Raw genomic sequence first — 25,476 nt, 5'->3', positions numbered from 1 at the left:
GCTCGCTGGTGTTGGGGGTATCGCCTTTCACTTATTATTCCCCTTCCCCGAATTTTCGATCCATGTCATGCCCATAACGGATGAGCCTTCCAGTCGGCGGGGAGGCCCATTGCAACCCGGTATCTTTGTTCGCTTGCCAGAGTCTCCAGCAACTCATTACAAGACCCCGCCCAAGTGTCGCCATTGTGATTACTTCGCAGCAACACCCGCAGAATCAGCAGAGCGTAAAAGAGCCTGTCATGACGGGGCGTTATCGGCGGATTCCACTCTGATTCGCGCACTCTCTCCGGTTTGATTGCCAACTCCCGGTTCCAAAGACGGCCGTGATGGGCGCACAGGTTGCGGATGTAAGTCAGGGTATGGAGCCAGTCTTTCAGCCTTTTGTGATGAATGTCGAGCTGGTCCGCGATCTGTCGCTTATCCGGGTTTTTCAGGCCGGTGTAACAGAACGACAATGACCCCAGAGACATGACCTCGGTGGACATCCAGATCGGCAGAGTTGGAAAACCGGTATAGTTACGTTTGAAGTGCTCGACGAACACGTCTTTGGATTGGTGGGCTTCGGATTCCAGCTTCGCAAGCCAGACAGCGTGATTGAATCCAGGGTGGAAATTGGCGGAATTGGTATGCCCGAACGCCCCATACCGATGGCCGAGATGATAGGTCACCAGGGTACGGATATGCACTTCAATCCGCTCGATGGCATCCATCACCAAAAGCCGCAGGTGACGGTCAAACTCATACAGCCGCACGACCTGGTCGAAGTCCGTACCAGGCTCGAACACGCCGGTCACCCGTCCGTTCGTGTCCCGCTGCAGAAACGGGTACCAGTAAGCGCTCAGGCGGTAATAGCTGATCGAACTCAGATGACCAAGTGCCAGCGTCTGGTCGGGGATGTTAAGCCCCCTGGATTCCAGAAGTTGCAACTGCTCAGCAAACGAAAGAGGGAGCTTGGTATAGGGCTTCAGCATCGGGCAGCCCCTGGCGCGCCGTCCGGTAAACGGCGGACATAAAAAAGCCACCAAGGTTGCGCGACACCCCCAAGGAGGGCACTAAGCGTGGTGGCTGTGTTACCGACAATATAACGAATCCCGGCCAGCAAACGCAAGTGGCCGCCGCCCCGCGAGGGAATGGGCTGAGACCCGATTTCCCAACCCGGCCTCCAACCGGCACCAACGCCCCGACCAACGCCCGCCGCCGGCAAGAGAAGCGCCAGGTTTAGCGGGGCCCCGGCCGGAACATGGGCGGCGTAACGTTCACTGGTGTTGGGAGCTAGCTTCCGTGACAAAATACCCTCCCATCCCTGGTCATGATACGCCTCAGGCTGTGGCTCGTTCGGCCTCGTCGACCTTGACGCGGCGTTTTCCGGTGAGGAGTTGTTGCATCAGGGCTTTCTTTTCCGCTTTCAGACGCTCAACATCTCTGCGTATCAAGTCCAGCTCCTCTTCCTGTAAGTCAAGCACCCGAGCAATGACCCGTTGTTCCGCCAATCCTGGCAACTGGAGGCGCAATGTAAGCAACTGCTTTTTAGAAAGATTGTATCTTGTTGCCCCCTGAGCCATTCGAGCGATAATCTTTCTTACTGTCCACTCACGTAACTTGAACTTTGCAAATTCGGGAAGAAGTACCTCAAAATCATGGAGGCGGAATCCAAAACAAAAAGAATTCAGATATAGCTCATCCATATCTCCCAAGAAAACGGAAGTCATTCCCACTTCCTCCGGAACTTCGGAAGACGTTGTGAACAAAACATCACCGTATTTTACCCTGTGTTGGCGCTCACCTCTTTCGATTCGAACCCTATCAAAAATATCAGTATTGATTGACAAACCAGAAAAAACCTTCCTGTAGCTAATGTATGGTTTTCCATCACCAAAGTCTTCTTTATTCTTACCAGCTAGCCCAGGGTAAGTGGACCCCAAATCACCAAGAACGTGGCTTTGCCATTCACCCTCAAAACCAGGCAACCGCTTCTTCCCCGTCAGCAACTGCTGCATCAGGGCTTTTTTCTGCTGCTCGCTGTTGGCCAGAAGCTGCTCCGTGGTGGCAATGGCTTCATCCCAGGTGGAGAGAATTTTGGCGATTTTTTGTTGTTCCGCTAACGGGGGAAGCGGAAAAGTCAAGGACTTAACATCCTGTTGGCTCACACTACACTGCGCGACGGCGCGCTTCGCAACTTTTCTAAAATGTGTTCTTGCAGTATACGAATGCAAAATTCGAATCAGGTACTCTGGAAGAACCGAAGATCGATCAGCTTCTATCCGCATCATATTTGATTCATACACAACCGAACCATTTTCAGGTCCTTTCCAGAGTATTGACTTCCCAATATGAGTCAGGCTATTTACCCGATTAACAATAATATCATCAAATTTCAGGCTATAGGATTCAACTTCTGAATCAGTAAGCCTGACCTTTTGGAGATTTTCATTAACCAATAAACCTTGATTATCAAAATCGTTAATTCTAAGTACGGGCACTCCTTCTCCGTAAAAATCCGCGCTTTTGTAAATTCCATTTTTATAAGACGCTGGAAGAACATCTCCGAGCTTTACTACCGGCAGCGATTCATCCGCCATAACCCAGCTCCTTCAGATAGCCATCCATCTCCAGCTCCAACGACACCAGCTTCTCCTTGAGCTGCTTGCGCTCGGCCCGTACCGCCATCAGGTCGATCTCCTCCTCTTCCTCGAAGGTATCCACATAGCGGGGGATATTCAGGTTGAAGTCGTTCTCGGCGATTTCCTCCGGCGTGGCCAGGTGCGCGTATTTGTCCACATCGGCGCGGTTGGTGTAGGTCTCGACGATCTTGCGAATATTCTCCTCGGAGAGCGCATTCTGGTTCTTACCCGCCTGGAACTCGCGGCTGGCGTCGATAAAGAGCACGTTTTCGTCGGTCTTGTCCTGGCGGAACACCAGGATCGCCGCCGGGATGCCGGTGCCGAAAAAGAGCTTCTCCGGCAGGCCGATCACGGCATCCAGCAGGTTCTCCTCGATCAGCTGCTTGCGGATCTTGCCCTCGCTGGAGCCTCGGAACAGCACGCCGTGGGGCACCACCACGCCCATGCGGCCACCTTTCTTTGACGAAGAGCCGGGCTTTAGTGTCTCGATCATGTGCAGGATAAAGGCGTAGTCACCTTTGGTTTTCGGCGGCACACCACGACGGAAGCGGCTGAACTTGTCGTGTTCGGCTTCGTCGTGGCCCCATTTATCCAGGCTGAATGGTGGGTTGGCAGTAACAATGTCGAACAGCATCAGGTCGCCGTTTTTATCCAGCAGTTTGGGGTTGCGGATGGTGTCGCCCCATTCAATCTTGTGGTTGTCTTCACCGTGCAGAAACATGTTCATTTTTGCCAGCGACCAGGTGGAGCCAATGGCTTCTTGCCCATACAGGGCGTATTGCTTACTGCCGTGGTTGGCTACGACTTTGCGGCCACACTTCATTAACAGTGAGCCGGAGCCGCAAGCGGGGTCGCAGATGCTGTCACCTGGTTGCGGGTCTAACAGCTCGGCGATCAGATCGCTGACTTCTGGCGGGGTGTAGAACTCACCGGCTTTCTGGCCACCTGAAGCGGCGAAGTTTTTGATCAGGTATTCGTAGGCGTTACCAATGACGTCCAGTGTGCCGACACGGCTTGGCTTGAGGTTGAGGTCGTCTTTGGCGAAGTCTTCCATCAGGTGACGCAGGATGGTGTTCTTCTGCTTCTCTTCACCCAGGCGGTCGGTGTTGAAGGAAATGTCCTGGAACACGCTCTTGCCGGCGTCTTTCAGCTTGGTGCCGTTGGCTTCTTCAATGGCGTGCAGTGCCTGGTCTATGCGTTCACCGTTCCCCGGTTCGTGACGACGCTCATACAGAACATAGAAGCTGGCTTCTTTCGGCAGTACAAAGCGCTCGTTCTTCATCATCTCGTCGATCAGCTCTGGCTCATCACCGTACTCGGCTTTGTAGCCGTCGTAGTGATCCTGCCAGACGTCAGAGATGTACTTGAGGAACAGCATGGTGAGGATAAAGTCTTTGTAGGTATCGGCGCTGATGGTACCTCGGAAGGTATCGCAGGCGTTCCACAGGGCTTTGTTGATGGCGTCCTGGCTGATCTGGTCGATGGTGCTCATAGTCAATTTTTCTCCTTCAGCAGTTGCTGATACATGCCTTGCAGCATGGCTTCACGATTTTTCAACAAGGCTTGAGTCAGCTGTTGTTCCTGTTCCCACAAGCGGTTCAGCTGCAGGATTTTGTGTTGGGTTTCCAGGCTGGGGATTGGCAGAGGCAACTCGACCAGATCCCTTTTCTTCAGCATCGGCATACTGGAGCCAGCACTGCCCATACGCAGAAAATTTTGCGCCGCAGTCTGGTTAAGCGACCAACCAATAAACTCGGTTAATACGCGATCATCCTTCGAGCGTATAACCAACAACTGGCTGCTTGCCACGACGGGTAACTCTTCTACTTCGTCTGAAACGGCGGGCCAGTAGAAGGCTCTCAGAAATTCGCCTCGGGACGGCAGCAGAACACAATCTGGCTCGGCAAACTGACTGGATTTCCCCTGCCACTGAAAGGCGGGGAAATCCGTCGCACTCACCAGGCGGCTACCAGTATCGTCCCACAGTTTGCGCAGCTCTTTGATCTGGGCAACCCGAGCGTTACCAAGCTCGGGTTTCACTTCTTCGATCTTTTCACGGAAGGTGTAGCCGATACGGATATCGGCCACGTCTCCGAGTTGGATGGTTTTATTCATACAGACCACCTGCTGCCGTTCTCATCGTTACCCGCCTTGATGCAGTAGCGGCGCGACGCTACGTCGAGTGTGCGCCGCTTTCTGGTCAATTCATTGTTGGGAGCCAGCAGCGTGATTCCTTCATCTGTACCTGCCTGATCGGCTGGGGTCTCGATGGCATCGGCCCACCCCAGACGCAATGCTTCTGAGGCAAACCATTCTTTTACTGGTTTGGTCAGATTTTTCTGGGTATGACTTGTGTACTTGTTGAACAAACTCAAGATTCTCTTTTTAGAGCAAAACGCCACTTGAGTGCCATGGGCAAGCTTGTCTGGTGTTGGGAACACAAATTTCTCCCGGGTAGTGGACGTTACTGACAGTTCGGCAGGGCGGCTTTGCAGACCGCTCGCCATCAGCATCGACCTTCCTCCAGTGTCTTTCCGGCAAGATCGCTCTTGCGGTAGCCCGTTGTAGTTCTGAATGGCGGTTTTATAGACGTGCATTCCCAGTAAAGATAATGAGCAACTGGCTCATTGTTCTGGTCGAATTCATGAAACTCTTGGTAGTCGTCTTCTTGCCACGAGCCTTTTGAGTAGCTTTTGATGAGCCTCAGACTATGCCCGGCAGGCAAGGTGATGTGTTGAGAAAGTGAGTAGTTCTGATATTCTTGGGTCATTGAGTCTCCTGTGTGATTGGCGTCGCATTGTGAATTCAAATCCGGTAGCAAGTTGGCGCTTGCTGCCGGACTCTTCTTTTTCATCGACTTGCATGTCGAATCCTTACTAAAAAATCACTAATATCTCTCTATGACTTTTCAGTGTGGTTACGGTAGCTCATTCTTAACGCATGAGTCAATTATTTATTTTGCATATATGTGCCTACTGTATTTTGGACAGTACGCGTGCGGCCCATTTTGCAATCGAACCAGAGTCCAGAAGGTCTTTGTTTTCAGGTGAACTTGTGGGATGAATGATTCTTTGCACTTCATCGTTGGGAAAGAGTGAATCAAGGTATTTTGTCGGCCACTTAAGCGACTCTTTCACGATTCTTTTCGCTAACTGATCGTAAATTTCCGGCCAGTCGAAAGCTTCCTGCGGATGCCTTACCAGTAATGTTGAAAGACGACTGGCGTTGCCTTGGGTGTCTACCTCCATCAAAGTAAACCGGGAGTTACCAGAAGAAAGTGTTTGGATCGACCAGCACCGTGGATTGCCGTCAGCCAGCAGGTATTTTGAACGACCTTTGAGTTCAGGAAGCTTGCGGATCTGTGAGGACGTCTTTTTACAACCATTGGACTCAAGCGCCTTCACCATGGCATCAAATGCCTGAAATCGCCCCGCGTAGTTTTTTGCATCATCACTTTGGTCATCCATTCCATCAATTCCGGCAGCTTGCAGTTGACCAATTCTGCTACCTTCATCAGTACTCACGTCAGTGATGATGTCGACGGGTTCTTCATCAGAGGCATCTTCCTTTTTCCCTCCGGATGATCGCTTTTTGTCCTTGCCGTTACGCGAAGTATGCGCCGGATTTTGGTACGTCCGGACGACTTTTGGGCTGTCCAATACCAGTTCCTGAGCCCCAGAAGCTTCCGGTAACTCATCATCGTCAATTTCGAAGTCTTCCTGCCCGAAAGCTGTTGCTTCAGTTGCTGTACCTTTGCCCTGAGAAATCGAACGCGCAAATTCCGGATCGTAGAAGTGAACTTTGCCAGGGTGATTGGTTTGCAGGCCTTCCAAACCATAAATTTCAAACACAAACATGGTCGACGTTTTCTTGTCGAACTGGCCCCGAACGCCAAGACGAACCGAGTTTAGAGGAGGAGGTGTAAACCTGAATGGCCACACCCGATAACGACCAATATTTTCTCCGTCTTCCATCTGGAATTTCGAGATGGATTCAAATGACCGCCTGATGTCAGGATCGAGAATAACCGAGGCCAATGCCCTTCTCAGCTCATGATCACCACGTACAAATTTCGGGAGTGTGCAGCTGGGCAAGAGGTTAATTTGAATCTCATTTGGCTGATCCAGCACTTGGATATCAAACTCTTCAGTCAGGCTACCTGGATGCATCGCCATCCGGCACAGGTAGGGCTCGTACAAAAACAGGGCTCTGGCCAGTTCCAGTTGGGGCAGGTAAAACTTAGTTCCCTCATGTTCAAATCGAAAACACCACTGCTCGCGATCCTGTCGCTGAGACATACCAGCTAGAGGGCAATCTCCAATTCTAACCGCCTCCCAGAGGTCGTTAGCCATCACGCATTCCAGCTTGTATCCACCAAGAACTGGGGGCTCTGTGGCATTCAGCATGCGTCGTCGAGCCAACAGAGGAAGTTGGGAAATCTTAAGTGATTGTTTGCCTTGCTCAGGCTCAAGCTGGATATTGATTTTCCAGTCTTTGCCGTCAATCGGCCTGTAAATGTTGCCAATGGCCTTGATCAGGCTGTTATCCCTGATTCCTTTGATCTTCGGAATTCCTTTGCTCATCCTGCTCTCTTATCAGTGATTCCAAATATATTCTGGCAGCTGAGGTCAGCCGCTCTTCACTCAGGCCTGCGTCCCGCAAAAGTCGCCACCGGGGTGGACGGTCGAATGTTTGTCTTAGTTGGTTAGATTCGTTCTGCAATCTCCTTATTTGATGGGCGTCAACAGACTCGGCTAGCTGGTGAAGAAAGGAGTTAGTCCGGGGCAATCGATGGAGGTTTTTCTCTACCGATGGCTGGTGCTTCATCTGTTTTAGCCAGAAGCTTTTTGAACGTCGTGGCCCCGTGTTCTGGCTAGTTACAAAAGAGACGATTTCCTGTAGTTGTTGATAGTGACTATCATCCCGCCTCTCCCAGTTGATCCGGTCTGTGCTTTGTTGCAACCGTGGTCGTTTGAGGGCCTGATTAACTCCCATCAGCCAGCAGTATTCTGATCGATACAGCCTGGCATAGAGTGCTGGATTGCCCTGCCTCGCAGCTTTGGGTCCGTATGACACCAACAGCTGAAGCCACTGTTGCTGGTCGCTGTTGAGGATCATTTCATGAGGAGCGCCCTCTCTGATTGCCTGTTTCACTACGCTCCTCTCCGGCAACGAGCGAACCTCATCCAGAATGTCTGAAACTTTCCAGTCCCCTTCATATAGCGCGCCCCGGACAACCAGGTGTTGCAAGTAGCTGAAGACCTTACGATGGCTTCGGAAAATGCCCCTCAGCCAGCCATCCTCATCGGTATTAACCGTCAATCCGATCGAGCGGAGGAAGGACGGCGACCAATAGGTTTCGATTCGATGCGAGACCTCTGCATGATCAATCTGGTGCGTCCCTCTTAACAGACCAAACCGTTCTGCTAAAGCTCGGTAGTAACTTGTCCACTGATAAAAGGATGGAGACCTGTCAGGCTTCAGGATCAGTATCTCAGCTACTTTTTCAGCGATCATTCGGTCTTTGTCAGGCGCGGATTTTTGGGGAAACATCGGACACGTGTCCGGTGTCGCTGGCCAGAATTGGTGGCGCTCTTTCTGTGGTCTGACGAAATTGCTGTTCAACAACACGCCATGCAGAGGGCAGCATGTCATTCCCGGTGCTTGCCAGGATCGCTCCCAGAAATACTCACCGTATTGCTGCCGTTGCTGCAGAAGGCATGCTGGGCAATAGCGTATATGCCCCGGTGTTTTGACGATGGAGGCAGCGACGCCCATCGCGAGATGAACAGCCCCCTGAGACTGTTCAGCCATCCATTGCAGACATCTCTGCCGACGATCCTCCGGGACGAATGGGCTGTAAAGCGGGAACAGCGTATGACGATACGCCAAGGTTTCGAGCGAAAAATGCTCCGGTAACTGTTGCAGCACGGAAGACAAATGATTAGGTAAATCCAGCGTTGCAATAACCCGGCGGTTACCCTCAAAAACTTCGTTCAGCAGCTGTTTTGGACTGGTTAAACCATGACGAATTCCGGCTCTGGCAATAGTGCTGTAAATCAGCTCATTCGGGTATGGGACCGGAAAATTCAGCATGGCTACTCCTGATTACATTGAGCCAGCCAGCTGTCTGTATCAAACATCAGCCCGGCATCTGCAAGCGCGCCATAAAGTTCATCTTCGTTGGCTGCCTGAGAGTGCATAAACCGTAAATCGTCAGAATCAAGGGTATGCCAGTCTGCCTGTTTGATGCGCTTTGCCTGACTTTTAGGGGCTGACGATGTGGTGGCAGAGCTTTCTGACTGATACCACCCATGAATGATGGGCATCAGGTCCCGAATCATCAGTTTTGGGTGCTCTTCAAATGCACGAAGCACCAGAGGTTCGAGCAGGTCTGACTCATATCCCATAGCAACGAGCATGTTAAATAACCTGATGGCCTGTTCATTACCGGCGAATTTTGTCGCTGCAGAGATTTTATCTTTGACTGAGTCCAATAAATTGCTGAGTTCCAGAATCTTCTGATCTACGGCCGGGACCGTCAGATCGGAATAACGTGCTATTTTATTCGGATCTCTGGAGCGAAGGGCATCAATCATAGGGTGAATGGGTTTTAACTCGTCCTGATAAACTGACTTCATAATTGCCGGGGTGATTCGCTCCGTTCCATTCACGACGGCACGGATTTGGGACAAAACAAACAGCTTGATCACCACATCCATGATTCCCTGAGAGAGATCGAACCACAGGTCTCTGAGCTCTTCTGAGATGGCATCCGATGCTTTGGTCAGCCACTGATATTGCCAAAGCTTGTTGGTAAACGCTCCCCACTCAGATCGATTGATATCCACGCCAGTATCAGGCCTGGTCAGTGGTTCCCAAAGAATGGAACCAAACCCTGCACCACGCCGTGCCGAGCGCAAATCCATTTCAAAAATAGGGCGAGCTTTGGGCGTACCAACCATCACGACGGGGACAGAAATTTCGTTCACCAGAGTGACGAAAAAATTAAGCATTTTCTCCGCCCCGCCGGATGCTCTCAGGCTCAAATGCTGTATTTCATCAATGACCAGCAAACCAATCGCATGGGTATTGGCGACCTGAGACATCAGGGCAATCAGTGTCTCTACACCATGGCGCTTTTCGACGTAGCGTCGAACGTAGTTGGTTCCCAACCGGGCATCGATCTCCCGAAAGAAGTTATGGCAAAGATTCTTGAGGGAGCCATCATGGGGGCAGTCAATTTTCAGAAAAACAATCTGAGTGAAATTGTGTTGAGGATGGTAAATCAGTTGAGGGTAAGTATTCAGAATGCGATTCAGAGAGCTGGTTTTTCCGGAGCCCGAACAGCCGATAAACGCCAGACTCTTTGCGGTAGACTCCACGTGATCAAATCGAAATGAAGTGAGATCCCCAGTCATGATGCGTTCGTAGCCATTCTGGATATGGGCAGCATGATTGCCATTGGCCAGGTTACGGCCTATGTACCCCTGACGTAGCATGACAGACAACTTTGACTCCAGGTCAATGTGCCGAGCGAGTGGCTGAAAAAAACGGTCCAATAGCTGGGATATGGCATGAATACGGACATGGCCATCCAGATAAATATCCATATCGCTGCGCTCGATATTTCCACCAAGCGCTTGCCTCAAGTTTTTACGCTCAAGTAGCGGAGGGAGTGCTTCGATAAATGGATTGCCTGCGTATGCCGCCAGTCCAGTATCAACATATCTTGCCTCAACCATTCCGGGAGGTAACGTCATTCATCATCTCCAAACAGGTCATCGAGAAAATCCGGAAAACCACCGTCTTCTGGCTTATCGTGTAAATAGGTAACATCGGCTTTCTGTTTCAAGCCATGATCAGACTGGGGTTTCAGCTTCTGGCGCTCCTGATCACGTTCATGAATACGATTATGTTTAATACCGCGGACTTGCTCATCTTTGCTGGCAGTTTTATCCCGAGGAGCAGACCTAACCGCATTTTTGATAGTTTCTTCAATCATGTTCTCCAGCTTTCTCTTGCTGACCTCGTCGTCCACTTTGGCTTTGGCTACCGCTTTACGTTGTTTCTGTTTACTTGCCCACAACTCCCACATAGTTCTCCCCCTGAACTGACGAGAGCGATCAGACAGCGAACAAACCCAGTATTCTGATGATCTTTTTTCAGGGAACAGATAGACTTGGCCTGCATCTGCAGGATCGTAAGCCGCTTCCAGTTTCACACGCCCCAAAGAGGAATCCCGGTGCAACCAGCCAGACTTCAGTAGCTCTGGTGAGGTGTAATATTCTCCGAAGCAGTTAATCCCCAGATTTGAGACCGTAACTTTCTGACGAGGCAGAAGGGCGATTCGAATCAGATCTGATGGGACATTTCGCAAACGTCCGCTGCGATTGCGAATCCCCCACCTCCAAATCTCAATTGGGGTAGGAACAAGATCATCAGGCATGTCCGCTGAACGATCGTATTTATCAAGTACTGCATTCAGATTCCTGCGCAGAATCGCCCCGACAATGACCTTGCTGAATTCACGTAATGTTAGCGTTGCATCCAGACGATAGTCTTTACCACCGCGCTTTTTCACCGTGGTGGCCGTTACGACACCTGGCGCAAACGGTTTGAAATCAGCCTGTAAGGTTCGGAAATACCGTTCAACGATGCCTTTCGCATCACCGCCATAGGGACGGGTGTTCTCAATGCGCACACCAAATGCATTCTCCAGTGATTCGATTTGATGACCCAATAATTCCCCCCGGTCTGCCAACAACGCATCCGGGATACCAACCGTCGGCCAGTCCTCTGGCTGGATTTCAAAGTCATAGCTATGACATAGCTCGACTTTATTGGTCATCGCGAGATTCAGCGCTTGCAGCGCCGTAACATACGAGGGTGATTCAAGGCCGATGTAAAAGCCTGCAACCATCCGGCTGAACACATCCACGACAACATAAAGAGTCGGCCGACCGATAATTCGCTGCCGATCAGCAGACAGCAGATACACATCCGCAATGGTCGCATCAATCTCGTAGCGGCTGCCCGGCCCTGAAACACCTGCAGTCGCCGTACCGATCAAAGGCCTCAGGTCTTTCTGGTAGGTAATTTTGTTTGCTTTCAAGCGGACTCTTTCGGGCTTTGAGTATTCTCGTTCCCAGAAATACCGAAGCTGTGCAAGGGAAGGATAATCTGAGGATGCAACATCTGGCCTGGTCAACTGAAACATGTCGCAGAACCGTCGATGTACGTATGGCAATGAAACGCCCTTGTCATTCGAGTAATGCCGGTCAATGACGATACGAAACATGCGCTCAACAGCAGCATCAACAGCGAACCCCGTACCTGGTGATATAGACCGGGGCCGTCCCAGCTTTTTGGTCGATTCTTTGCGTTGCCCTTTGCCTCCAGAGTTTCGGTAATCGGGCAAGAGAGCATTCGGCACACAGCCCCGCTGCCAGTATTGACGGAGCAATTTATATAGCGTTTTTTTCGGGCATCCAGTCTCGTCACATCGCTCTTGAACCAGTTTCCCCCGCTCCATTCGAAAATAGAGACCAGAGCGAGGCAGCAGTGGAGCAATGAGCGACATCCTTTCATCCCGAATGACCTGAGCCTTACTGCCTTCAATAACCTGTTCATTGAAAAGGTAAGCGTAGGGGTCGCTCATTAATTTGAGCTTTTCTTCGTGGACCAGCTCTTCAATTTCAGCTATTCGGATAACTTCAGGAAATGCCTTCTCAGAATCCAGATTTATCCAGATTAGATGAGGAGCCGAAAAATCCAGCACCCTGTAACGATGGTCCTCGTACTGGATGACATCATTGATTCTCAGCATAGCTGTACCTCAGATGTTCAATGGCAGACGCTTTCCGAGGCACTGAGATATCACCCGCGCAGAGCGACTCCCATGGAGTGTGCATATCAAAGCGAAGTACACGGAGTGCGCAGAGAGCACGAAGGCGTGCCAACGACGATCCAGCTTCAAGGGAATATTTCTGATCAATCAACATAGCGACGTCAGGAAGCCGGGTTGTCGGGTGTGAAGATAGGTAGTTATTCAAAACAGGAATCGCCGCGAGTAATACATCCAGAGATTCAGTCAGATTTGCTGCAGGATGTAAGAAAGCGAGATTCCTGACAAATGCAGCTGGTAACTGTCTCTCGGTAACCAGGCTCCACTCAATCCCTTTTTGTTGCCAATACCTCTGTTCTATTCGCAGTTTCTCGAGTGTCCTTGGATTCGTCAAAGACTCAAGCGGCTTGACCTGGATCGCCAGCTTTCTTACCGGGCCCATTGAAGACGGCTGAATATCGACCAGAAAGTCAGACGACATGACCTGGATCTGACCCGATACAGAAGGATGACGAATACCGAGTTCTTCGGCGATACCAAGCGTCTCTTCAACATCCAAAGGAAACTGTTCCCGAATGTCCCGAACGCAGGGATTCCATTCAAGCAAGAGAAATGTGGAGAACTCTAAATCGGAGAGCAGGTGATGGGTGCGCCGCGTCAGGTGACCCAACACCCGATGAACGCGCCCTTCGGAAGGGACGTCTCTAACTGTAAGCCAAGGCAAGTAGTCTGGTCCGCTTCCGGAGCCACGACCTTGCTTGATCCAATTGAGCGTGCGCTTGTCCAGCTTTGAATTGGTCATTCCATGAGCACCTGTGGAGTTAGGATGACTTTGCCACAGGTGTTCTTAGTTACCAACTTTTTTTCTTAGTTACCAACTTTATTAGTTAGTTACCAACTTTATTTCGATACTACACCTCTCAATATTTATTACTTGAATATTACTCCACCGTCACCGACTTCGCCAGATTCCGCGGCTGATCCACGTCGGTACCTTTAATAATCGCCACGTGATAGCTCAGCAGCTGCAGCGGCAGTGTGTAAAGTATTGGTGCTGTGATGTCGGCGCAGTGCGGTACATCCATGACCTGCATATTTTCTTCGGCGCGGATATCGGCTTTTTCATCGGCGAAGATATAAAGCTCACCGCCACGGGCGCGCACTTCTTCAATATTGGATTTTAATTTTTCCACCAGATCATTCTGTGGTGCGACAACCACAATCGGCATTTCAGCGTCGATCAGTGCCAGTGGTCCATGCTTCAGTTCGCCGGCGGCGTAGGCTTCAGCATGAATGTAGGAAATTTCTTTTAACTTCAGCGCACCTTCCATGGCAATCGGATACTGATCCCCACGGCCTAAAAACAGCGCGTGATTTTTTTCTGCAAAATATTCCGCCAGGGTTTCGATGGCGTCGTTCATTTTCAGTGCTTTTTCAATAACGGCTGGCAGTTGTGTCAGCGCATCGGCAATGCGTTTTTCCTGTTTGCTGTCCATACCTTTGCCTTTACCCAGCGCGGCAGTGAGCAACAGCAGGGCAACCAGCTGAGTGGTGAAGGCTTTGGTGGAGGCTACGCCGATTTCGGCACCGGCGCGGGTCATCAGCGCCATATCGGATTCGCGTACCAGTGATGAGCCGGGTACGTTACAGATGGTCAGTGAGCGGCTGAAACCCAGCTCCTTGGCCAGACGCAGAGCGGCCAGGGTATCGGCGGTTTCACCGCTCTGGGAAATGGTCACCAGCAGGCTGTTGGGGCGCACGACCGAGCGGCGATAACGGAATTCCGAGGCAATTTCGACATTACAGGCAACACCGGCAATATCTTCAATCCAGTAACGGGCGGTCATGCCGGCGTGATAACTGGTACCGCAGGCAATGATCTGCACCTGATCGATATCGGACAGATCGCCCAGCACTTCCAGGTTGAGCTGGCCATTAAACAGGCGGCCTTCCAGGGTGTTGATGATGGCCTGTGGCTGCTCGTAAATTTCTTTCAGCATGTAATGGCGGAATTCGCCTTTATCGCCGGCGTCGTGCTCGACGGTACTTTCCTGCGGGGTGCGTTCTACCGGCTGGTTCTGTTCATCAAACACGTTGACTTCCAGACGGGTGATTTCGGCAACGTCACCTTCTTCAAGAAAGGCGAATTTGCGTGTTACCGGCAGCAGGGCCAGCTGATCGGAGGCGACGAAGTGCTCACCGATACCAAAACCAATCACCAGCGGGCTGCCGGAGCGGGCGACGATCATACGTTCTGGCTGAGTACGGTCGATCACCACCATGCCGTAAGCACCGTGCAACAGAGAGCGGGCGGCCATGACCGCAGACAGCAGGGAGTCAGTGCTCTTCAGTTCACGCTGCACCAGGTGAGCGATAACTTCGGTGTCGGTCTGGGATGTGAAGACATAACCCTGAGCCTTGAGCGCATCGCGCAGGGCTTCGTGATTTTCGATGATGCCGTTATGCACCACGGCAATATCGCCGGAAACATGTGGATGGGCGTTGGCTTCTGACGGTTCACCATGGGTGGCCCAGCGGGTATGGGCGATACCGGTACCGCCGGCCATCGGCTGCTGCGCTACTGCATCGGCCAGAGCCTGAACTTTGCCCAGTCGACGCTGGCGCAGCAGTTGCGAATCCGGGCTGATGATCGCCAGACCGGCGGAGTCATAGCCGCGGTATTCCAGACGTTTCAGACCTTCCAGCAGAATATCTGCCACATCCCTTTGTGCTACTGCACCGACAATTCCACACATACGCTTCTCCGGTTCAGGTCGTGGCGATAATGACGCGCACGCCCTGTTGTTCAATTTGTTGTTGCTGTTCGCTGCTCAGACGGTCGTCGGTGATCAGAACACTGACTGATGACCAGGGCAATTCCAGGTTGGGTATACGCCGCCCGACTTTATCGGCTTCGGCCATGACCACAACTTCCCGGGCGGCTTCCGCCATCACCCGGCTTAAGCCCAGTAATTCGTTAAAGGTGGTGGTGCCGCGTTCCAGATCGATACCATCACAGCCGATAAACAGCTGGTCAAAGTCATAGGAGCGGATCACCTGTTCGGCAATCTGGCCCTGAAAAGATTCCGAATGGGTATCCCAGGTTCCGCCACTCATCAGTAATGTCGGCTCATTTTCCAGCTCGCGGATGGCATGTGCCACGGCCAGCGAGTTGGTCATCACCACCAGACCGCGCTTGCTCTGCAGCTGGGGGATCAGCGCCGCTGTGGTGGTGCCGAAATCAATGATGATGCGGTTATGGTCTCGGATCACAGCGGCGGCCGCGCGGGCGATCATTTGCTTTCGTTCCGAAACTTCTTCTTTGCTCTGGCTGTTATCGGTCAGTTCCGCCGGTAATGGCACGGCGCCACCGTAACGGCGCAGCAGCAGGCCGCTGCGTTCCAGCTCTGCCAGATCTTTGCGAATGGTGACTTCGGAGGTATCCAGTGCTTTCGCCAGTGCATCGACCTGCACCTGACCTTCCAGGTTCAGGGTTTCAAGAATGCTGTGACGGCGCTGCAGGGTATTGCGTTTGGGCATGGATGATCAGATCAGGGGCGCAGATGCGGTTAAATGGATTATCTTTCGAAACGAAAGTTATTTGAAAGGAATTTAGCAAAACGAAAGCAAAAAGCAATAATATGACAGAAATATTGCAGCCGGTGCACGTCAGACTGGCCGTGAATGCCTGAATGCCTGAATGGATGGTGAGGTTGGTTGTCAGGCTGGTCTTAAGGCTGGTTGTCGTGCAGAGAAGGGCGGCATCCGCTGATGGGGAAAGCCGAAGCCTGAGATCAGGCTCCGGTATTAACCCGTAGTGCTCAGCCTTCCGCCAGCTGGCATTGGTTGCGCCCACTTTCTTTGGCTTTGTAGAGGGCTTTGTCGGCACGTTCAAACACCACGTCCGGCGATTCCAGTGCGCGGAATTCGCTGATACCGAATGACATGGTGACCGGAACCCGCTCCTTGCGGAAGTTGAACGGGCTCTGTTCGATCTTAGTGCGCAGCTTTTCCGCTGCCGTCCAGGCATCCGCGCCATTGGTTTCCGGCATCAGGATCACGAACTCTTCACCGCCGAAGCGGGCGATAAAATCGATATCACGCAGATGTTTGCGCAGGGTGCGGGCGATCAGGGTCAGTACCCGGTCGCCGGCCAGGTGGCCATAGTTATCGTTGATTTTTTTAAAGTGATCGACGTCGGCCACGATTAACGCCAGATTGCCGCCGTAGCGATGACGACGCACCAGCTCTTCTTCCAGGCGGCCCTGATAGGCATCGCGGTTTGGCAGGCCGGTGAGCGGGTCGTGGGTCGCTTTGCGCTTCTGTTCTTCGATGGCCAGGCGACTTTCTTTGACCTCGGCTTCCATCTCATTCAGCCGTTCCTGCAGTAGTTTGAGCTTGGCTTCCAGTTTCTGTTCGCGTTCTTCTTCATCCTGCTGATACTTCTCCATGGCCTGCAAGATCATGGTCAGATGGTCGCGCACACTGGTGCCCAGTTCGCCGAGATCGCCGGAACCGGTGACCACTGAGCGGATATCGGCAATCTGCTCACGTACCATGCTGTCGAGATCCACACGGGCGCGGCGGCGTTCGCTCTGGCTCATACTGGCTTCACTGACCAGTGTCTGGATAGCTTTCAGGCGCTGATCCAGGCTCTGCAGAAATTGCTCTAGCTCGGTCTGGCTGTTGCCCAGACACTGCAGCAGGAAGTCGGTAGCATCTTCCAGAAGGGGTACCAGCTCGTACCAGTTCAGACCTTTCTGCAGGCGGGTTTTCAGCCCTTCGGACTGATAGTTGAGGCGTTCCGGAATAACCAGCTGACCGAGCAGGTTGAGCAGGGTCTCGGTGACTTCGGAGGCAATATGCGAGAAACCTGGTTCTGCTTCATCTTCCGCCGGGGTTTCATTTTCAGCCGTGTCATCGGCGTCGCTGCCACCGTCTTCCGTGGGTTTGAACCAGCGCTGCCACCATTTGCTGGAACGCGCAGCATCGTAGCCTTCGAGGGTAGCGATTTCACCAATCACCTGAATCCAGCTCTGCAGCTGGGTGGTATAGCCGGACCAGGTTTCCAGTTCTTTTACCGCGTCTTTGCGCACCTGACGGATACGTTTCATTAATGGGCGTGGTAGCGGACAACGGCCGAGTTTGTCGGCGGCATCGGACAGCTGGCCGAGCAGCACTTCAGCCTGAGCGGCGCTGGAGGACTCAAAGCGTTTGACTGCCGTCTCGAGCTCATCCATCACCCGGCTCATACCTTTGCCACCGGGTTTGATGGCTTCGCGCAGTTCATTCAGGGATTTATCGACGTTGCCGGACTGACCTTCGGCCAGCAGCGATACCACCACCAGACCGCGGCGCATCTGATCGTGTTGTTCTTCGGCGGTGGTTTTCAGTTTTTCATGCTGATCCAGCAAATCCAGATATTTGTCACGCCAGCGGCGTGCAGATGTTGACCCGGCTCCCTCGGTCATCAGGTACTCCAGCGATAGAAAGGTGACTTAACGGAAGTATAGATAAGTGCAGGGAATCTGCCGGGTGTTGAACGTGTAGATCAGTGCGCCGGATCAATAATGTGTGGCCATTCAATTTCGGCGGCGATGGGCAGGTGGTCGGAGTGCGGCTGATTGATTACCGCTGTGCGCAGCAGGCGGATGCTGTTGCTGAGAAAGATATGATCGAGACCGCGTTTGGGTTGCCAGCTGGGGTAGGTAGGCAGTACCCGTGGCGCATGCAGATTCAGCTGTTGCAACGGGCTTTGCTGCAGCAGGACTGAAGCTTCCTGATTGAGGTCGCCCATGATGATCAGGTTAGGGCGGTCGCTGACCAGGTTGCAGAGATAATCCAGCTGACTGAACTGAGCCTTGCGGCTCAGCGCGAGATGAGTCACGGCGATGGTGAGGCCACTGCTCATATCACCCAGTTGCATCACCATCAGACCGCGGCCCGGCAACAGACCGGGTAACGGATAATTGGTGATGCGGGCGGCGGGAAAGCGGCTGAGCAGACCATTGCTGTGGCGGGCGATACCACCAAGATTGCGGTTAATCTGCTGATACCAGTATGGGAAGCCGGCGGCATCGGCGAGATGCTCCACCTGATTACATTGACCACTGCGGAAACTGCCGCCATCGGCTTCCTGCAGCGCAACGATATCGAATCCACGCAGCATGGCTGCAATGTCAGTGAGTGATTGCTGACGGCGTTTATTGGGCAGAACATGCTGCCAGCTTTTCAGCAGATACTGGTGATAGGCGCTGGTCTGTATACCGACCTGCATATTAAAGGAGAGGAGTCTCAGAGAGTGTGCGGCCCTGGGGGCCGCAACAAATTCCTGCAGAGTGCAGAATCCGGGCATGGCGGGTAATTACTTACCTGCCAGGGCGGCGCGCTCTTTTTCGATCAGGAAGTCAGCAACTTTCAGCATCTGTGGCTGGCCACCGGCAGAGGTTGCGTCGATTACGTATTTGCCCTGTACGATCAGCGCCGGAACACCGGAGATCTGGAACGCACGGATACGCTGGTCACCCTGTTTCATACGCGATTTAACCGCGAAAGAGTCATAGGCTTTGTCGAAGTCTTCAGCGCTGATACCGGCTTTTTCTACCAGAAAGTCGCGCTGCTCATCACGGCTCAGCAGACGCTGACGGTCAACATGGATGGCTTTGAAGATGTCGTCGTGTACTTTTTTCTCAACACCCAGTACGTCTGCTACATGGAACAGCTGAGCGTGAACAACCCAGGCACGGCCAAACATGGCAGGTACACCCTGGAAATCGACATCCGCAGCCAGCTGCTCTTTCCATGGTTTGATGATGGATTCCAGATGGAAACAGTGTGGGCAGCCATACCAAAAGGCTTCTTCGACGTGCACTTTGCCATCGGCCAGCACAGTGACAGGCTCAGCCAGAACCTTGTATTCCTTGCCGGCAGTGTATTCTTCTGCGTGTACTGCGGCTGCGGCCATCAGTAGCGCGCCTGCGATCCATTTGCTCACCTGTGCGAACATCAGCGACTCCGTAATTGATATGTGATTCGAATCAGAATTAAGTAGAGCGCATTCTTGCATAAAGGTTCTGCAAGGCCCACTGCTTAGGGTAGGGAATTGTCAATCTCATCTGAACAGAGAGATCCGGCGCACAAAAAAAGCGGCCGGAGCCGCTTTTTTCAGACGCTTTTCAGACGCTTGTCAGCAGCTGCTTAACGCAGACCCTGAATATAAGAAGCAACCGCTTCAATTTCAGTCGCGTGCAGACGGTAAGCGATATCACGCATCATGCGGGTGTCGCCATCGTTGGTACGCTGATTCATGCTGAAAGCAGTCAGCTGAGTCTTGGTGTATTCAGCATGCTGACCAGCCAGGCGAGGGAAGCCAGCTGTGTCGATGCCTTTGCCGTCAGGACCGTGACAGGCCAGACATGCCGGAATGCCTTTTTCGGCGATACCACCACGGTAGATGGTTTGACCCAGTTCAACCAGTTCCTGCTGAGCACCAGCGCCAGTTGGAGTCTGGGAGCTGAAGTAAGCAGCCAGATCAGCAATGTCAGCGTCGCTCAGAGCAGACACGAAAGGCGCCATGGTCGGTACGTTACGGCGACCATCACGAATATCAGAGATCTGCTTGATCAGATAACGTTCACCCTGTCCGGCGATTTTCGGGAAGGTAGGTGCCAGACTGTTACCATCGGCATTGTGACATGCGGCACAGGTGACAGATTTTGCTTTGCCGGCTTCAGCGTCGCCAGCGTGAGCAACGGACATCAGTCCGGCAGAAACGATCAGGCTAATCAACAGGTTTTTCATCATCAGGTCCAGGTTGTATGTGAATTCTTCTACTTAGGCCGTGCCTTACTTAGGCGTGGACATGTAAGTGATCAGTTCTTTGTACTGCTCAGCGGTACAGTCCATGCACATACCACGTGGAGGCATCGCATTCAGACCGTTGGTTACGCTGGTTACCAGGGTATCCATGCCTTTCGCCAGGCGTGGTTCCCATGCGGCTTTGTCGAATGCTTTAGGCGCACCGGCAACACCCATGCCGTGACATACGCCACAGGCCTGCTGGTATTTAGCAGCCGGATCGAAAGCATTAACGTTAGCGCTCGCAGCGATAGCAGCAACGGTAGCCATCATCATCAGTTTTTTCATGTTGTGATTCTCTCTCTTGCTTGTTTTTTGAGGGTTCAAAACAGCTTAGCCCCGGAACCACTGCCCTGTGATATGATGGGTCCGTCTTCCAAAGGCCGAGCATTATATAACATTAATTTCCGGACGGTCATTACGTTTACCCTATGATAGCGCAGGAATCATTGACTTATACCAACACTCAGTTCGTTAAGAGTGCAGCAAAACTCAGCCAGTGCCCGACGGATATTGAGCGGGAAGTGGCCTTTGCCGGGCGTTCCAACGCCGGTAAATCCAGTGCGCTGAACCGTTTAACCGGGAATAAAAAACTGGCCCGTACCAGTAAAACCCCCGGCCGTACGCAACTGATTAACTATTTCCAGATCGGTGAGCGCCCGCTGGCGCTGGTCGATTTGCCCGGCTATGGCTTCGCCAAAGTGCCGCTGGCGGTGAAAAACGAGTGGCAGAAAGAGCTCGGTAACTACCTGCAGAAGCGTGATGCGCTGGTGGGGCTGGTGCTGTTGATGGACATCCGCCATCCGCTGAAAGAGTTTGATACCGCCATGATCGACTGGGCGATCAAAGCCAGCATGCCGGTGCATATTCTGTTGACCAAGGCCGATAAACTGAAGCGCGGCCCGGCGCAGAACACCATGCTGCAGGTGAAGAAAGCCATGAAGCCTCACGGTGATCTGGTCACGGTGCAGACGTTCTCATCACTCAGTGGTGACGGTATCGACGTGTTGAAAAAGCGCCTGAATGGCTGGCTGCTGCCGGCGCCTGTTGCCCCGGCTGAAGATGAAACTGGCGCGGATGACGCGCAGGAAACTGACCAGCCGGAATAAGCTGGTCAGACTTTTTCGCTGACGCTGGTACCTTTGTAATGACTCTCCTGCACCAGCTCAAAACGGCGGTGCTGAGGCAGGCGACGACTGGTACGCCGCTCGCGGCTGATGCTCAGGGCATTGGCCTGTGGGCGGAAAGCTTCGGCGCTGACTGAAGGCTGCTGCTGTACGGCCTCTTCCTTTTGCCCCTGTTGTGCAAATGCCTGCTCAGACATCTGCTCAAACTTCCCCATCAATTCCTGATAAGCACGACAGATTTTACCAAAATGCGCCTGCCCCTGTGGATTCAGATCCGGGTGAAACGCCATAGCCAGCCTTTTAAACGCTCTCTTTATTTCTTCTCTGCCGGCACCTGGGGCCAGGCCAAGAAGCTCATAATTGGTAAGAGACATATAAAAAGGGTCGGGTTTAGTGAATGTAACGCTATGTTACCAGCTTCCTACTAATTTCTTACGTCATTTTACGACGAAGGGCATGTTTGTCAGGCACAGATAAGTAATGTGCGGGAATGGCAGAAATTCCCCCGGTAACCATAGGGAATATTTTTGGGAAAATACTTCCTGATTAGTAAATACAAACAAAAATATCCGTGCAGGCCTGCAGCGCACAGCAGATTGACTATATTTAGAGATATTCCTCTGGTGTAACAGGTAACACCACGGGTTTAGCTAACAGCGAGTTTTTTCAGGATCTTCCTTTTCTTCGGTACTTCCCCAATGATCCGAAGTTAACCCGGTCGTTTGCCCCCAATGGCGACCGGGTCTTTTTTTGTCTGCAATCCGGGCAGATTCGGCTTCTGTAGCGCAGTGCAGCAGCCGTTATAACCTGTTGCTTCAGCCTCTGTGACGCATTGCTTTAGCCGTGATCAGGCTGATGGCGAAAAGACTGGTGGCGGCGACCACAATGCTCGGACCCGCCGGTGTATCCCAGTGAAACGATGCCCACAGACCTGCAATGACGGCTGTAATGCCGGTCAGACTGGCCAGAATCACCATCTGCTCGGGAGAGCGTGACACGCTGCGCGCTGCCGCCGGAGGAATGATCAGCAGGGCGCTGACCAGCAGAATGCCCACCACTTTCATTGCCAGTGCGACGATCAGTGCCAGCATCAGAATCAGCAGCAGGTTCAGACGCTTGACCGGATGACCTTCGATTTCTGCCAGTTCCGGACTGACGGTGACCGCCAGCAGGCCGCGCCATTGCCAGATCAGCAGGGCGCCGACAACCAGCACGGCAGCGATAATCCAGATGATGTCCTGCGTGCCGACCGCCAGCAGATCACCAAACAGATAACCCATCAGATCGACCCGCACGTCCTGCGCCAGACTCAGTGTCACCAGGCCAATCGCCAGTGTGCTGTGGGACACGATGCCGAGCAGGGTGTCGGATGACAGCCGCGCACTCTGTTCCAGTGGAATCAGCAGCAGTGCCAGCACCACAGAGCCAACCACCAGAGCCAGGGTCAGGTTGATGTCAGTGAGTACGCCAAAGGTAATGCCCAGCAGCGCACCGTGTGCGAGGGTGTCACCAAAAAAGGCCATGCGCCGCCAGATCACAAAGCTGCCCAGCGGGCCGCCAATCACCGCCAGCAGAACACCGGCCAGCAGCGGCATCAGCCACCAGATATCCATCATTGTTCATCTCCTGTACTGCGGTGATGGTCGTGATCGCAGTGGGCATGATCATGGTGGTGGGTGTAAGGCACGATGGCCGGTTGCGCACGGCCACCGAATAACTGCAGATACGCCGGGTCGACGGAGACATTATCCGGATGGCCTGAGCAGCAGACGTGACCATTCAGGCAGATCACTTCATCGGTCGCTGCCATCACCAGGTGCAGATCGTGGGAGACCATCAGCACGCCGCAGCCAAGCTCGTCGCGCAGTTGCGGAATCAGCTGATACAGCTCCATCTGGCCCTGCACATCGACCCCCTGCACCGGTTCATCGAGAACCAGCAATTGCGGTTTCATCAGCAGTGCACGCACCAGCAGCACCCGCTGCCATTCGCCGCCGGACAGGTCATGGACTGACAGAGGCGCCAGCGCCTTAATGTTCAGACGCTGCAGCCAATGCTCAATATCTTTGCTGGTGGCGTGACGGGCCAGACGAAGAAAGCCTTCGACGGTCAGCGGCATACGCTGATCGAGACTGAGCTTCTGTGGCATATAGCCGATGCGCAGATGTTTGCGGCGGATGACTTTGCCGCTGTCCGGCTGTTCCAGCCCCAGCATGACTTTGATCAGCGTGGATTTACCACAGCCGTTCGGGCCGATCAGGGTAATGATCTGACGTTCACGGATGGCCAGGCTGATATCACTGAGCACGGTTTTGTGCGCACGCTGCAGATTGAGCTGATCGGCTTCTATCAGGGGTGCTGATGCAGCTGTCACAGATCCGGAGTGTGGAGATTGTGGTGACGCGACGGCAGGGTTCACGTCACCAGGAGGTGTTGCGGTCATGATGCCTCTTTCTGGCAGATCGGGCACAGGCCCATCAGTTCAGTCATCTGTTGTTCGACTTTGATGCCCAGTTCTTCTTCCGCCTTGCTGGCCAGCGAGCCCATCAGCCTGCTGTCCAGCTCCTGGGCCCGGCCGCATTCACGGCAGACAAAGAAGCAGCTTGGGTGTGCTTCGCCCGGATGATTGCAGCCGATAAAAGCGTTAAGTGAGCTGATGCGGTGAATCAGCCCAAGATCAAGCAGGAAATCCAGCGCACGGTAAACCGTTGGCGGCGCCGAGTTAAAACCTTCTTCCGCCAGTTTCGGCAGCAGGTCATAGGCACCCACTGGTTTATGGTTGGCCCACACCATTTCGAGTACGCGCTGGCGTACCGGAGTCAGGCGCTGACCGCTTTCCTCACACAGACGTCTGGCCTTGTTGAGGGCACTGTCCACACAGGAATGGTGGTCGTGATGTTTGTATACATTCTGAGTCATCGGAAAACCTGTTGCCGGGCGGATGGCTGTTGCTGTTGCTGTTGCCTTTTTCCTTTTGTACCTGCTGTACAGGGTGTTGCTGAAGGCCCGGCTATTATGGGCGAGAGAACAGGCAGCAGGCAAAGAAACTTTAGGTTATAATATAACAATATTGTAACAATCAGGACGGGATAATTTTATGAAGTCCGTTTTTCGCGCTGCTGCACTGCTGATTCTGCTCTGTGCGGCCGCTGTTTCGCGCGCAGACGTCAAAGTGCTGGCCAGCCTGCATCCGCTGGCTCTGGTCGCCGCATCGGTGACGCCAGCAGAGGATCTGTCCGTGCTGGTGCCGGCCGGTATGACGCCCCATGATTTTTCTCTGAAGCCATCGGATATCCGCAGAATCCGAGAAGCGGGCATTATCTTCTGGGGCGGTGAACAGGCAGAACCTTACCTGGTCGAATTTGCCCGTCGCTGGCCGGATAAGCAGTGGATCGATATCTCGCAGTTTGCTCCTCAGGACGATCATGAAGCCGGGCATCCTGGTCATGACGAGCATGGCAACGGTCACAACGATGACCACGGTGATGAACATGAAAGTGATGAACACCAAGGCAATGAACACCACGACCCGCACTGGTGGCTGGCGCCGGATGTAATGATCCGTGCCCAGGCGGCGCTGGCAGAGGCGCTGAATCAGGATCCGGCGCCGTTCGCTGCCGCTGTAACCGCGCAGCTCGACAGCAGCCGCAGTCAGCTGGCGGCGGTAAAAGAACACGGCTTTTTTGTTTTCCACCGTGCTTATGATCACTGGGTGGAAGCCATGGACCTGAAACAGCTGGGTGCTTTCACCATCTCGCCGGAGCGCAAACCGGGTATGAAAACCCTGCAAGCAATGCGCGAACAACTGCAGAATGGCGACGTGCGCTGCGTGTTCAGTGAACCTGAGTTTTCGCCGGCGATCCTCGATTCGGCAGTGCGCGGGCTGGATATCCGCCGTGGTGAGCTCGATCCTATGGCGGCATCAGTCGCTATCACAAGCGATGGCTACGTGCGTTATCTGCAGCACCTGACCGAGCAATTCCGTCGCTGTCTTGCCGGCTGAGGGGTAACGGCAGAGCAGAGT

At 53.1% G+C, this 25,476-nt stretch carries 24 protein-coding genes; 2 read left to right on the top strand and 22 right to left on the bottom strand.

What is annotated here, in order from left to right:
- Window positions 1–65: 65 nt before the first annotated feature.
- The 18 genes from B2Z72_RS00570 to B2Z72_RS00485 all read right to left on the bottom strand — a co-directional run bounded on the left by B2Z72_RS00570 (window position 66) and on the right by B2Z72_RS00485 (window position 20,613).
- Window positions 66–971 carry an Abi family protein gene (locus B2Z72_RS00570; RefSeq protein WP_273009689.1) on the bottom strand — a complete coding sequence of 302 codons (906 nt, stop codon included), beginning with the start codon at window positions 969–971 and terminating at the stop codon, window positions 66–68.
- Between the two features lie 348 nt (window positions 972–1,319).
- On the bottom strand, window positions 1,320–2,579 hold the full coding sequence (locus tag B2Z72_RS00565; protein ID WP_297003963.1) for a restriction endonuclease subunit S: 1,260 nt from the start codon (window positions 2,577–2,579) through the stop codon (window positions 1,320–1,322).
- Window positions 2,569–4,113 carry a type I restriction-modification system subunit M gene (locus B2Z72_RS00560; protein ID WP_297003961.1) on the bottom strand — a complete coding sequence of 515 codons (1,545 nt, stop codon included), beginning with the start codon at window positions 4,111–4,113 and terminating at the stop codon, window positions 2,569–2,571. The genes B2Z72_RS00565 and B2Z72_RS00560 overlap by 11 nt, the downstream gene beginning before the upstream one ends.
- Before the next feature lie 2 nt (window positions 4,114–4,115).
- The gene (locus B2Z72_RS00555) at window positions 4,116–4,736 is read right to left on the bottom strand and encodes a restriction endonuclease subunit S (RefSeq protein WP_296985446.1); all 621 of its coding nucleotides are present in this window, start codon (window positions 4,734–4,736) and stop codon (window positions 4,116–4,118) included.
- A complete protein-coding gene (locus B2Z72_RS00550) occupies window positions 4,733–5,134 on the bottom strand; it encodes a hypothetical protein (RefSeq protein ID WP_296985445.1) in 402 nt (133 codons plus the stop codon). The genes B2Z72_RS00555 and B2Z72_RS00550 overlap by 4 nt, the downstream gene beginning before the upstream one ends.
- Window positions 5,128–5,391, bottom strand: coding sequence for a hypothetical protein (locus tag B2Z72_RS00545; protein WP_296985443.1), 264 nt, complete (start codon window positions 5,389–5,391; stop codon window positions 5,128–5,130). The genes B2Z72_RS00550 and B2Z72_RS00545 overlap by 7 nt, the downstream gene beginning before the upstream one ends.
- A 202-nt stretch (window positions 5,392–5,593) precedes the next feature.
- A complete protein-coding gene (locus B2Z72_RS00540) occupies window positions 5,594–7,204 on the bottom strand; it encodes a Tn7-like element transposition protein TnsE (protein WP_296985442.1) in 1,611 nt (536 codons plus the stop codon).
- Window positions 7,164–8,717 (bottom strand): TnsD family Tn7-like transposition protein, encoded by a 1,554-nt coding sequence (locus B2Z72_RS00535; RefSeq protein WP_296985440.1) that lies wholly within the window; start codon window positions 8,715–8,717, stop codon window positions 7,164–7,166. The genes B2Z72_RS00540 and B2Z72_RS00535 overlap by 41 nt, the downstream gene beginning before the upstream one ends.
- A gap of 2 nt (window positions 8,718–8,719) precedes the next feature.
- On the bottom strand, window positions 8,720–10,384 hold the full coding sequence (locus tag B2Z72_RS00530) for an AAA family ATPase (protein ID WP_296985438.1): 1,665 nt from the start codon (window positions 10,382–10,384) through the stop codon (window positions 8,720–8,722).
- Window positions 10,381–12,450, bottom strand: a complete 2,070-nt coding sequence (locus B2Z72_RS00525; RefSeq protein WP_296985436.1) for a Mu transposase C-terminal domain-containing protein — start codon at window positions 12,448–12,450, stop codon at window positions 10,381–10,383. The genes B2Z72_RS00530 and B2Z72_RS00525 overlap by 4 nt, the downstream gene beginning before the upstream one ends.
- Entirely contained in the window at window positions 12,434–13,270 is an 837-nt protein-coding gene (locus B2Z72_RS00520; protein WP_296985434.1) for a TnsA endonuclease N-terminal domain-containing protein, read from the bottom strand. The genes B2Z72_RS00525 and B2Z72_RS00520 overlap by 17 nt, the downstream gene beginning before the upstream one ends.
- A 139-nt stretch (window positions 13,271–13,409) precedes the next feature.
- Entirely contained in the window at window positions 13,410–15,224 is a 1,815-nt protein-coding gene (glmS, locus tag B2Z72_RS00515) for a glutamine--fructose-6-phosphate transaminase (isomerizing) (RefSeq protein WP_296985432.1), read from the bottom strand.
- Between the two features lie 13 nt (window positions 15,225–15,237).
- Window positions 15,238–16,008: a DeoR/GlpR family DNA-binding transcription regulator gene (locus B2Z72_RS00510; protein WP_296985431.1), complete on the bottom strand. Its 771-nt coding sequence runs from the start codon at window positions 16,006–16,008 to the stop codon at window positions 15,238–15,240.
- A gap of 281 nt (window positions 16,009–16,289) precedes the next feature.
- Window positions 16,290–17,939, bottom strand: a complete 1,650-nt coding sequence (locus tag B2Z72_RS00505; RefSeq protein ID WP_296985429.1) for a GGDEF domain-containing protein — start codon at window positions 17,937–17,939, stop codon at window positions 16,290–16,292.
- An 80-nt stretch (window positions 17,940–18,019) separates the two neighbouring features.
- Window positions 18,020–18,745 carry an endonuclease/exonuclease/phosphatase family protein gene (locus tag B2Z72_RS00500; protein ID WP_296985426.1) on the bottom strand — a complete coding sequence of 242 codons (726 nt, stop codon included), beginning with the start codon at window positions 18,743–18,745 and terminating at the stop codon, window positions 18,020–18,022.
- Window positions 18,746–18,832: 87 nt separating this feature from the next.
- Window positions 18,833–19,474, bottom strand: coding sequence for a thiol:disulfide interchange protein DsbA/DsbL (locus tag B2Z72_RS00495; RefSeq protein ID WP_296985424.1), 642 nt, complete (start codon window positions 19,472–19,474; stop codon window positions 18,833–18,835).
- A 191-nt stretch (window positions 19,475–19,665) separates the two neighbouring features.
- Window positions 19,666–20,268 carry a c-type cytochrome gene (locus B2Z72_RS00490; protein WP_296985423.1) on the bottom strand — a complete coding sequence of 201 codons (603 nt, stop codon included), beginning with the start codon at window positions 20,266–20,268 and terminating at the stop codon, window positions 19,666–19,668.
- 45 nt (window positions 20,269–20,313) lie between these two features.
- Entirely contained in the window at window positions 20,314–20,613 is a 300-nt protein-coding gene (locus tag B2Z72_RS00485) for a c-type cytochrome (protein WP_296985421.1), read from the bottom strand.
- A gap of 143 nt (window positions 20,614–20,756) precedes the next feature.
- On the opposite strand from B2Z72_RS00485, the gene yihA reads away from it, so the two are divergent.
- On the top strand, window positions 20,757–21,434 hold the full coding sequence (yihA, locus tag B2Z72_RS00480; protein WP_296985420.1) for a ribosome biogenesis GTP-binding protein YihA/YsxC: 678 nt from the start codon (window positions 20,757–20,759) through the stop codon (window positions 21,432–21,434).
- 5 nt (window positions 21,435–21,439) lie between these two features.
- Here yihA and B2Z72_RS00475 read toward each other — a convergent pair whose 3' ends face one another.
- The 4 genes from B2Z72_RS00475 to B2Z72_RS00460 all read right to left on the bottom strand — a co-directional run bounded on the left by B2Z72_RS00475 (window position 21,440) and on the right by B2Z72_RS00460 (window position 24,371).
- Window positions 21,440–21,826 (bottom strand): J domain-containing protein, encoded by a 387-nt coding sequence (locus B2Z72_RS00475; RefSeq protein ID WP_296985417.1) that lies wholly within the window; start codon window positions 21,824–21,826, stop codon window positions 21,440–21,442.
- A gap of 441 nt (window positions 21,827–22,267) precedes the next feature.
- Window positions 22,268–23,068 carry a zinc ABC transporter permease subunit ZnuB gene (gene znuB, locus B2Z72_RS00470; protein ID WP_296985415.1) on the bottom strand — a complete coding sequence of 267 codons (801 nt, stop codon included), beginning with the start codon at window positions 23,066–23,068 and terminating at the stop codon, window positions 22,268–22,270.
- Entirely contained in the window at window positions 23,065–23,826 is a 762-nt protein-coding gene (znuC, locus tag B2Z72_RS00465) for a zinc ABC transporter ATP-binding protein ZnuC (RefSeq protein ID WP_296985413.1), read from the bottom strand. The genes znuB and znuC overlap by 4 nt, the downstream gene beginning before the upstream one ends.
- 65 nt (window positions 23,827–23,891) lie before the next feature.
- Window positions 23,892–24,371: a Fur family transcriptional regulator gene (locus tag B2Z72_RS00460; RefSeq protein WP_296985412.1), complete on the bottom strand. Its 480-nt coding sequence runs from the start codon at window positions 24,369–24,371 to the stop codon at window positions 23,892–23,894.
- A 178-nt stretch (window positions 24,372–24,549) separates the two neighbouring features.
- Here B2Z72_RS00460 and B2Z72_RS00455 point away from each other — a divergent pair, with 178 nt between their 5' ends.
- Window positions 24,550–25,455 (top strand): zinc ABC transporter substrate-binding protein, encoded by a 906-nt coding sequence (locus tag B2Z72_RS00455; protein ID WP_296985410.1) that lies wholly within the window; start codon window positions 24,550–24,552, stop codon window positions 25,453–25,455.
- The last annotated feature ends 21 nt before the right edge of the window (window positions 25,456–25,476 follow it).

This window comes from Thalassolituus sp. UBA6592 (assembly GCF_002433655.1).
In the GTDB taxonomy this organism is placed as follows: Bacteria; Pseudomonadota; Gammaproteobacteria; order Pseudomonadales; family Oceanobacteraceae; genus Venatoribacter.
The sequence above is the reverse complement of the archived record's forward strand: the minus strand, read 5'-3'. Positions and strand labels throughout refer to the sequence as shown.